This is a genomic window from Cupriavidus lacunae, assembly GCF_003353055.1.
GTDB lineage: Bacteria > Pseudomonadota > Gammaproteobacteria > Burkholderiales > Burkholderiaceae > Cupriavidus > Cupriavidus lacunae.
On sequence record NZ_QKWJ01000156.1, the window covers coordinates 1 to 7,834 of the forward strand.

7 protein-coding genes and 3 pseudogenes are annotated in these 7,834 nt (G+C 63.2%); 4 read left to right on the forward strand and 6 right to left on the reverse strand.

All coding sequences use genetic code 11. From position 1 onward, the window contains the following. Nucleotides 1–118: 118 nt before the first annotated feature. Complete coding sequence (locus DN412_RS41440) at nt 119–451, reverse strand: putative sulfate exporter family transporter (RefSeq protein WP_244223086.1); 333 nt, start codon at nt 449–451, stop codon at nt 119–121. A gap of 66 nt (nt 452–517) precedes the next feature. Between DN412_RS41440 and DN412_RS45350 the strand changes: the two are divergent. Then, nucleotides 518–697 (forward strand): annotated as a pseudogene (locus DN412_RS45350) (putative sulfate exporter family transporter); the annotation flags it as partial. A 27-nt stretch (nt 698–724) separates the two neighbouring features. Here the strand turns inward: DN412_RS45350 and DN412_RS46175 are convergent. From DN412_RS46175 to DN412_RS41465, 5 genes and pseudogenes are all read right to left on the reverse strand, one after another. Then, nucleotides 725–1,209 (reverse strand): annotated as a pseudogene (locus tag DN412_RS46175) (DUF3141 domain-containing protein). Beyond that, nucleotides 1,103–1,420, reverse strand: coding sequence for a hypothetical protein (locus DN412_RS46180; RefSeq protein ID WP_425267495.1), 318 nt, complete (start codon nt 1,418–1,420; stop codon nt 1,103–1,105). Before DN412_RS46180 ends, DN412_RS46175 begins: the two are co-directional and overlap by 107 nt. A gap of 143 nt (nt 1,421–1,563) precedes the next feature. Next, nucleotides 1,564–2,151 carry a hypothetical protein gene (locus DN412_RS41455; protein ID WP_115216805.1) on the reverse strand — a complete coding sequence of 196 codons (588 nt, stop codon included), beginning with the start codon at nt 2,149–2,151 and terminating at the stop codon, nt 1,564–1,566. A gap of 58 nt (nt 2,152–2,209) precedes the next feature. After that, a complete protein-coding gene (locus tag DN412_RS41460) occupies nt 2,210–2,464 on the reverse strand; it encodes an RNA-binding protein (protein ID WP_115216806.1) in 255 nt (84 codons plus the stop codon). 86 nt (nt 2,465–2,550) lie between these two features. Then, nucleotides 2,551–2,799 (reverse strand): annotated as a pseudogene (locus tag DN412_RS41465) (DUF2950 family protein); the annotation flags it as partial. Between the two features lie 1,707 nt (nt 2,800–4,506). Here DN412_RS41465 and DN412_RS41475 point away from each other — a divergent pair. The 3 genes from DN412_RS41475 (at nt 4,507) to DN412_RS41485 (ending at nt 7,723) form a co-directional block, all read left to right on the forward strand. Further along, a complete protein-coding gene (locus tag DN412_RS41475) occupies nt 4,507–5,850 on the forward strand; it encodes an MFS transporter (RefSeq protein ID WP_115216808.1) in 1,344 nt (447 codons plus the stop codon). A gap of 27 nt (nt 5,851–5,877) precedes the next feature. After that, nucleotides 5,878–6,447, forward strand: a complete 570-nt coding sequence (locus DN412_RS41480; RefSeq protein ID WP_013956817.1) for an RBBP9/YdeN family alpha/beta hydrolase — start codon at nt 5,878–5,880, stop codon at nt 6,445–6,447. 112 nt (nt 6,448–6,559) lie between these two features. Continuing rightward, on the forward strand, nt 6,560–7,723 hold the full coding sequence (locus tag DN412_RS41485; RefSeq protein WP_013956816.1) for a porin: 1,164 nt from the start codon (nt 6,560–6,562) through the stop codon (nt 7,721–7,723). Nucleotides 7,724–7,834: the final 111 nt, after the last annotated feature.

Consider the following 7,834-nt stretch of genomic DNA (forward strand, 5'->3'; position numbering starts at 1 on the left):
CGGCATAAAATGATCGATGCGGGTCGGTTGCATGATGTGGCCCTCCAAAGTAAGTTGCTTGAACAGTTCACTTTAGGACCACTCTGCGAATTTGCCGACCCGTCCTCATACATAGGATCTAGGAACGCATCCAGACCAACATCCCATAGAACAACACCGCCAGGAAAAGAGTCTCCAGCACCATCAAAGCCACGGGCTTCCAGCCCACGGTCAGGATATCTTTCATGTGGGTTTTCATTCCGATCGCGGCCATGGCCATGACCAAGCACCACTGAGACGCCCCCTGACCCGCATGCACGACCGGCGCAGGCAGCCAGCCGGTGCTGTTGATCGTCACAAGCACCGCAAACGCAACGGCGAACCAAGGAAGCAGCGGCGGGCGCGGACCCATGCCGCCCTCGCCTTGCGCACGCTGATGCCGTTGTGACAGCCACGCAGCCAGCGCGATCACGGGCAGAAGCTCTTCCTGTCCGACGAAACCTCAAGCGCAGCAGGTATCGATTTCAGCGCCAAGGAGGTGCTACGGCTGGGGGTGGCCTTACTCGGACTGCGTATCTCCGGCTCGCAAGTGGCGGCGCTCGGATGGCAGTCCCTGGCCATGGTAGTGCTATCGGTGGCGCTGACTATCGTCTGGGGCATTCTGCTGGCACGGCTGATGGGCTTCCAGGTGTTATTCGGCTTGTTAACGGGAGGAGCGGTGGCCATCTGCGGCGCTTCTGCGGCGCTAGCGTTGTCGGCAGCCATGCCGCAGCATCCCTTGAAGGGTGCTGTACCCGATCTTTGCACAACTGCTGGAACTGACTTCCTTGCAGGCCGGAACCTTTATTGGTGGGCGCACCCGCTTGATGAACTGTTGCTCGGCCTCGCATACGTCCAGCAGGGTCTGTCCCGGCTCGGGATCGCGAAAGAAGATGACGAATAGACCGGGTGGCCGGCCCGCAAGGCCACGCCCACCTGCGAGTCGTCCTTGAAGCCGCTGCCGGGGCCGTGAGCGGCGCGCGGATCGATGATGACATAGGGGCGGCGGCGGTCATCGATCGTCACGCCATCGGGCGGCGTGATCTTCAACAGCGCATAGTTGACGGGCCGTTCCAACTGACCCTCATCCAAGACGGTCTCGTAGCCAAAATACAGGACCGGCTTGAGGCCCTGCATGGTGTTTTCGACAAAATTGTTGCCCCGTTGCCTTAGCGTGTCCCAGAACAGGATGGCACAGCTGCATGCTGTCGATGGCATAGGCATAGCCGCTCATCGGGTCCATCTCGGCCATCGGTTCGGTCGGGCTGGCGTCTGGATTCCCGACGGCTTGCTGCACGCGGCCGCTATATGTCTCCCGCGCATTTTCCAGGCGCTTTTGCAGCACCATGCCGGTCTTGAGGCCGACTTCGCGTGCGTGAACCAGTTGCCTTGCTAAATCCATGCCGTTCTCCGCTAGAAGTTCTGAAACACGGCGGGCGAGGCAAGCGACGGGTCACCGCGGCTGCACCGCATTGACCGCGCCCTGGCCGCGGACGCAAGCAAGGGCTGCCAGCATGGCTGGCGGGCCTGGCTGGTTCTGGGGCGCTACCTGCCCGCAGCCGGCTGTACGGACACTGCAACGGCCTCGGTATAGACCGCTTCGACCCGGTCGCCCTTCTTGATGCCGTTGAGGCGTGCCGGATCCCCTACCAGAAGGACCACGGTGCGTCCCTTTGGGCCCTTCAGGGTGACGGTCCTGGCGCTGGTGTCGAAGGCAACGACGTCTGCCGTGACGGTCACTTCCCGGCCGACCGTGCCGCCCGGCTTTGCACCCGGCGCAGCGCGCTCCGAGATCTCGCGCTCATGCATGGCAAGCGGTCCACTGCCCTTCTTGAGGCTCATGGTCAGCGCTTCCCTGTACTCGATCGTGACTGTGTCGCCGACCTTGAGCTGCTCGAAGTTTCTGGCCTCCGGCCCCACGACGAGATCCTTGGTCTTGCCGTCGCCGGATTTCAGCCAGACTGTCCGCGTCGGCGCATCGATCTTGGCGATCGTGGCGGTGAGCTTCGCGGTGCCGGTCGCAGTCGCCCCTTCAGGCGACTGCGTGACATCCACGCGGGTTTCGGGTTGCGCCCACGTTGCCGTGGTTGCCACCAGCATTGCCGCCGCGGTCAGTAGTGTCTTGCCTTTCATGCCATCCTCCGTTTGCTAGCCTTGCAGTAGGTCACCAGCCAACGCTTCCAGTCGCACCTCAACTGAAGCGCTCTCTCATCACAAGCGCACTTAGCTTGTGGCCTCTCCAGAACATGTCGTGGATACGGCCTTTCAGCTTTTCCAGGCTTAAGTCGTCGAGCGTGTCGAAGGTCAGCCTGACAGCGGGTCGGGTGCCGTCGCCTTCCATATGCTCGATGCTGTGGTATTCCGGAAATCCGTATTTCACCAGGAAGGCGCGGATTTCCTCATCCGTGGCTTTGGCGTCGAGGTTTCCAAGCAACAAAATAGACATGACTCACCTCCGCAGTTAGGCCAGTCGTCGGAATATGCAGTCGACAGCGTCGACGACGGCAGGCAAGTCGCGTGTCATGGCGTCACCTAGATCGGCCCCGAGTCGAATGACTTGATCGCCGCCGCCCTGGCAGCGCTGCTCGGGCCGAGATCCCGCTCGAAGACACGCCCGTCGTGGCTGACCATGAAACTCTTGATGCCGGTATTCCCATACCGGAGCAGCCAGGCGATCACGGCAAAGCCGCCGAAGAGCTTTCCGTAGCCATGGTAGTGAGCGCAATGGGTGCCACCAGCGCCTCGAGTCTCCATGACCAACCTCCCTCTTCCGACTGGCGAGCATCGTCCGGCTGCACGTCATGCCCTTGAGGCAGTCAATGACTGCCGGCGGAAGCGCGGCAGCCAGGCCCCGATGTGCGTCTTGTTCCGAACTCTAACGTCAACCTCGGACGCAACAGAACTGAATTTTTTCGGATGACGAGATAAGAAAAATCTCCCCCACGGACCGCCGGATGAATGACCAATCCTATCGGACTCTGCGTGCGCTATGCTGAACTGGCGCAGATCCGCCGACCCAGTGGAGAACGATCATGCGGCACCACTTGTTAGATTTACTCGAAGCAGCCGCCCGGCCTCAAGATCTACGCGGCAGGCGTTGACGCAAACGGCAAGCCGACAAAGTTCCGGCAGATGCTGACCGAGAAAGAAATCTACGAGGCACTAGCGGGGGCTGGACCAAGCAGGATATTTCGCTTTGGCCTACCGCGCGAGCCCATCCAGAATCTTGACGGACGCGGCGGACGCGGCGGACGCGGCGGACGCGGCGGGCGCGACGGGACCATGATCATCGGCCAGGCCATCGGTGGCGATGCGCGGAGCAGGCCGGCCAACGGATGCTTCTGCCTTAACTAGCTTGACGTCACGTTGGGCGTGTCTCCTGTGCGCCGCTTTACTGAGGTAGTTCACTTGACCGCAACGTGAGTACTTCAATTGCACGGAGTACCTGGGAGAGCTGTTCCATCAATGGTTATCCCATGACAGGAATCACTCGGGGTAGCGGCAACGCCCTCCGAGTTCAGCTCTCGGTCGAGGGGCAGTTTGCCGATTTTAGTGCAGCAAGAGCGAAACTCAGTCGAAAGTGCTGGAGTATTCGTCATAGCGGGAGAAGCCACGGCGGGTTGCTGAGGCGTCGGGCCGCTTTTGGCCACCGAGGGCTGGTCGGGTTGTTCAGATGCCGGGCCAATCTTCCTCGCTGGAGCAGTCTTCGCTGGCTGCCCGGTTGCTGGGACATTCCCCGTCGCCGGACGAACCCTTGCAGGTGGCTCGGGTGTCGGGACGATTTTTGTCGCGGAAGATGGTTGGATAGGTCGGTCTGCGTTCGGGCCTGTCGACACAGGAGAGACGCACTGGCCCATCTGGCAAATGCGCTCGCCTTTGCACTGCATGTCATATTCGCATCCAACTGCACCGGCGTGCGGCGCAGTCCCCACGGCGATTGACAGGGCGAGGAGCAAGCCTGGCGCTTTCATCTCCAGCTTCGCCTCCTCCTCTACATTCGGTGATTGGCAGGCTGCTCGGCCCTAGCGCAAGCCAGACTTGACCTTTTCGTAGTCTTAGGGGGCCATGTAAGGTGATTGCGTCCTATATCGCAAGACGATGCGACCCCACGAATGCTCATTCCGACGGAGGGCGACACCCCTAGTATGGAATGTTCAAACAGTGAGCGCCACCCGAGCTGGGATCCGGCGACCGCGCGGTGCCCTCAGGAGGCGCAAAAACCACGTGTGCATTGCGATCCGCCGGTACGACGTCAGCTTTGTGACGACCGCTCTACTAGCGCCTCGCCACCCCCCGCCCAACCCACTCCTCGTTTTCCCCGACTGTCCCAAAATGCAAACAAGTTGTCCCCGCTAGTCAAACTGCTGATAGCCAATCCTAGATACTTCGCCGGTCGCGACAGGACTGTGGCCAGCGTTTGAAAGGAGGGTTTTGCCCCCTGCATGCGTAGCCATGACGCAGTCAAGCGCATCAAGGAAAAGGCTTTTCATGCTCGGGCAAACCACCACGCATTCCCCCATCTCAGCCGGCGCGGCCGGTGCGAGTTCGTCGCGTTCTTACGCCTGGCTCGTCTTTGCGCTGAGCTTTGGCTTGCTGCTGTCGGACTACATGTCCCGGCAGGTGCTCAACGCCGTCTTTCCGCTGCTGAAGGTGGAATGGTCGCTGAGCGACACCGAGCTCGGTGCGCTGGGCGGGATCGTGGCCTTGATGGTTGGCCTGCTGACGTTTCCGCTGTCCATCCTGGCCGACCGCTGGGGCCGGGTCAGGAGCCTGATCCTGATGGCGGCGCTGTGGAGCCTGGCCACGCTGGGCTGCGCGCTGGCCAACAATTTCGGGCAGATGTTCATGGCGCGGCTGTGCGTGGGGATTGGTGAGGCGGCCTATGGCAGCGTCGGCATTGCCGTGGTGCTTTCGGTGTTTCCGCGCCATCTGCGTGCCAGCCTGAGTTCGGCGTTCATCGCTGGCGGAGCGTTTGGCTCCGTGCTGGGGATGGCGGCGGGGGGTGCCCTGTCCGCTCACTTTGGCTGGCGTTGGGCCTTTGCCGGCATGGCGATCTTCGGGCTTGTGCTGGTCGGGTTCTACCGTCTCTTCATTACCGAGCCGCGCCTGCAGGCGCAACGCCGTGCGCTGGGCGAGGAACCGGACAGTGCCGCTCGGCGCGAGAGCGTCTCACTGCGCCCGCTGCTGTCTGCCCTCTTTTCGGCGCGTTCGATCCTCTGCGCGTATGTGGGCAGTGCGCTGCAGTTGCTGGTCATGGGCGCCCTGCTCACCTGGATGCCGAGCTTCCTGGCGCGCTACTACGGCATGGCGACGGACCGTGCCGGCGTGACCGCCGCGGCATTCGTGCTGGCGGGTGGCGTAGGGATGGTCCTGTGCGGCGCGCTGACGGACTGGGCGGCTCGCCACGCCCCCGGACGCAAGTGGCTGATGGCCGTGGCCTACAGCGTGACCTGCTGCGCGCTGCTGCTCACTGCGTTCCACCTGCCCGCCGGTACCGCGCAACTGGTGCTGATCGGTGCCGGCATGCTGTTTGTCGGTGGCACGGCAGGCCCGGCCAGTGCCGCGGTTGCAAACCTGACCCATCCGGCCATCCATGCCACCGCCTTTGCCACGCTCACGCTGGCAAACAACCTGTTGGGCCTGGCGCCCGGACCCTTTGTCACTGGCCTGATCGCCGACCGCATTGGCCTGCTCGGCGCCCTTCAACTGATCCCGCTGGCAGGCGTGCTTGCCGCGCTGTGCTTCCTGGTGGGGCGCCGCACCTACATGGCCGACCTGCTTCGCCTGGAAAACCAGCGTGAGGCAGACCCGAACAAGGCCAACAAGGCCTGATCTTCTGACTGATTACCTGGACGACTGATGAACCTTCCCGCTGATACCACCTTCCTGATGGTTCCCGGCCTGCGCGATCACGTGGCGGAACACTGGCAGACCCTGCTCCAGGCCGAGCTGCCGAACGCCCGTTCGGTGGCGCCGCTGGAGCACGACAAGCTCAGCCGTGATGCCCGCGTGACCGCGCTGGACGCTGCCCTGGCCGATATCGACGGCCCGGTGGTGCTGGTGGCGCATAGCGCCGGCGTGATGATCACCGTGCATTGGGCCGCGCAGCACCACCGCAAGATCCGCGGCGCGCTGCTGGCCACGCCTGCTGATCTTGAAACGCCGATGCCGGCCGGCTATCCGGACCACGCCACGCTGGCCGGGAACGGCTGGCTGCCCGTGCCCCGGGCACAACTGCCCTTCCCCAGCCTCCTCGCCGCCAGCCGCAACGATCCGCTGGCCAGCTATGAGCGCGCCGCGCAGATGGCCAGCGACTGGGGCAGCCGCCTGGTCGACCTCGGCGAAGTCGGCCACCTGAACCCGGCGGCCGGATATGGCCCGTGGCCGCGCGCGACCGAGTTGCTGGAAAAGCTGCTGCGCGCCAACTGAGCCGCAATAGCCTTCGCGTAGCGCAACGCCGCCACAGAGATTGCAGTACCCGTAGTACTCACAGAGACGGATTTATCCGCATCGCAACCAAAGGAAAAGAGGAGAAATACCAATGAAGCTCAGGAGCATGGCCGCGGCCGCGCTGCTCGCCTGTTCGGGGGGCGCCTTCGCCCAGTCGAACGTTACGCTGTACGGCGTGGCGGACATCAATGTGGAGTATGCCAATCACGTCGGCGCGGTCCCGACTGCCGCCAACCAGTTCAACCGAGGCCCGGCCAACGACGTCTACCGCATGAACTCCGGCGGCGTCTCCGGCTCGCGCTGGGGCCTTCGCGGCAGCGAGGACCTCGGTGGCGGACTGCAGGCGCTGTTCGTGCTGGAAAGCGGCTTCAACGTCGACAGCGGCACCTCGCAGCAAAGCGGCCGGCTGTTCGGGCGCCAGGCATACGTGGGCGTGCAGAAGCCCGGCATCGGCATGGTCAGCCTGGGCCGCCAGTACACGTCGATGTTCGAGGCACTGGCCAATTTCTCGCCCACGGCCTATGCCACGCAATACGAACCGGTGGTGCTGCAGTCTGGCCCGAACTTCCGTGAGGACAACACGGTCAAGTACACCGGCAAGTTCGGCCCGGTCACGGCGCTGGCGCACTGGTCGTTTGGCACGGGCCTGGCCTTGCCGGCCACCGTGGGCATCGCCACGCCGATCGGTGGCAACGGCGAGGTCCCCGGCCAGTTCCGGCGCGATACCGCCTATGGCGCCGCGGTTGCGTACCAGGGCGGCCCGTTTGGCGTGACCGCTGGCTACGATCAGTGGAACCCGACCATCGGCACCAGCAATGGCACCGCCAAGAAGGCCGTGGTGGGCGCCAGCTACAGCATCGGGCCGGCCAAGATCATGGGCGGCTACCGCTGGGGCCAGAACAAGAACGCGGCGGATGTCGTGATCCAGCGTGATGATTTCTACTGGATCGGCGCCAACTACCAGGTCACGTCAGCCATTGGCCTGACGCTGGAATACAACTATGACGACGTCAAGAGCCTGTTCGGCAATACCAACGTCGCCAATCCCTGGCAGATCGCCTTCGTGGCGAACTATGCGTTCTCCAAGCGCACCGACGTCTACCTGACGACCGCCTACGCCAAGAACGCCGGCCTGATGATGGAATCGCTGGCAACGGTCTACGCCAACAGCCTGTCGCTGGGCAACAGCTACGCGCTGGGCAATGGCCAGAGCAATATGTTCGGAGCCGCCGTCGGCATTCGCCACAAGTTCTGAGTGCGCCGGGAGACCGGCAAGGAGTAGGTGGTGCAAGTCCACTACGATGAAGGAATAGCGAACCACATCGGCCCCGAGCCGTGCGCAGGCCGCCGCGAGGTGGTCGGCGAA

Coding starts and splice junctions, on each gene's coding strand:
- DN412_RS41485 (WP_013956816.1), top strand. CDS start 6,560: ATGAAGCTCAGGAGCATGGCCGCGGCCGCGCTGCTCGCCTGTTCGGGG.
- DN412_RS41480 (WP_013956817.1), top strand. CDS start 5,878: ATGAACCTTCCCGCTGATACCACCTTCCTGATGGTTCCCGGCCTGCGC.
- DN412_RS41475 (WP_115216808.1), top strand. CDS start 4,507: ATGCTCGGGCAAACCACCACGCATTCCCCCATCTCAGCCGGCGCGGCC.
- DN412_RS46180 (WP_425267495.1), bottom strand. CDS start 1,420: ATGGATTTAGCAAGGCAACTGGTTCACGCACGCGAAGTCGGCCTCAAG.
- DN412_RS41455 (WP_115216805.1), bottom strand. CDS start 2,151: ATGAAAGGCAAGACACTACTGACCGCGGCGGCAATGCTGGTGGCAACC.
- DN412_RS41460 (WP_115216806.1), bottom strand. CDS start 2,464: ATGTCTATTTTGTTGCTTGGAAACCTCGACGCCAAAGCCACGGATGAG.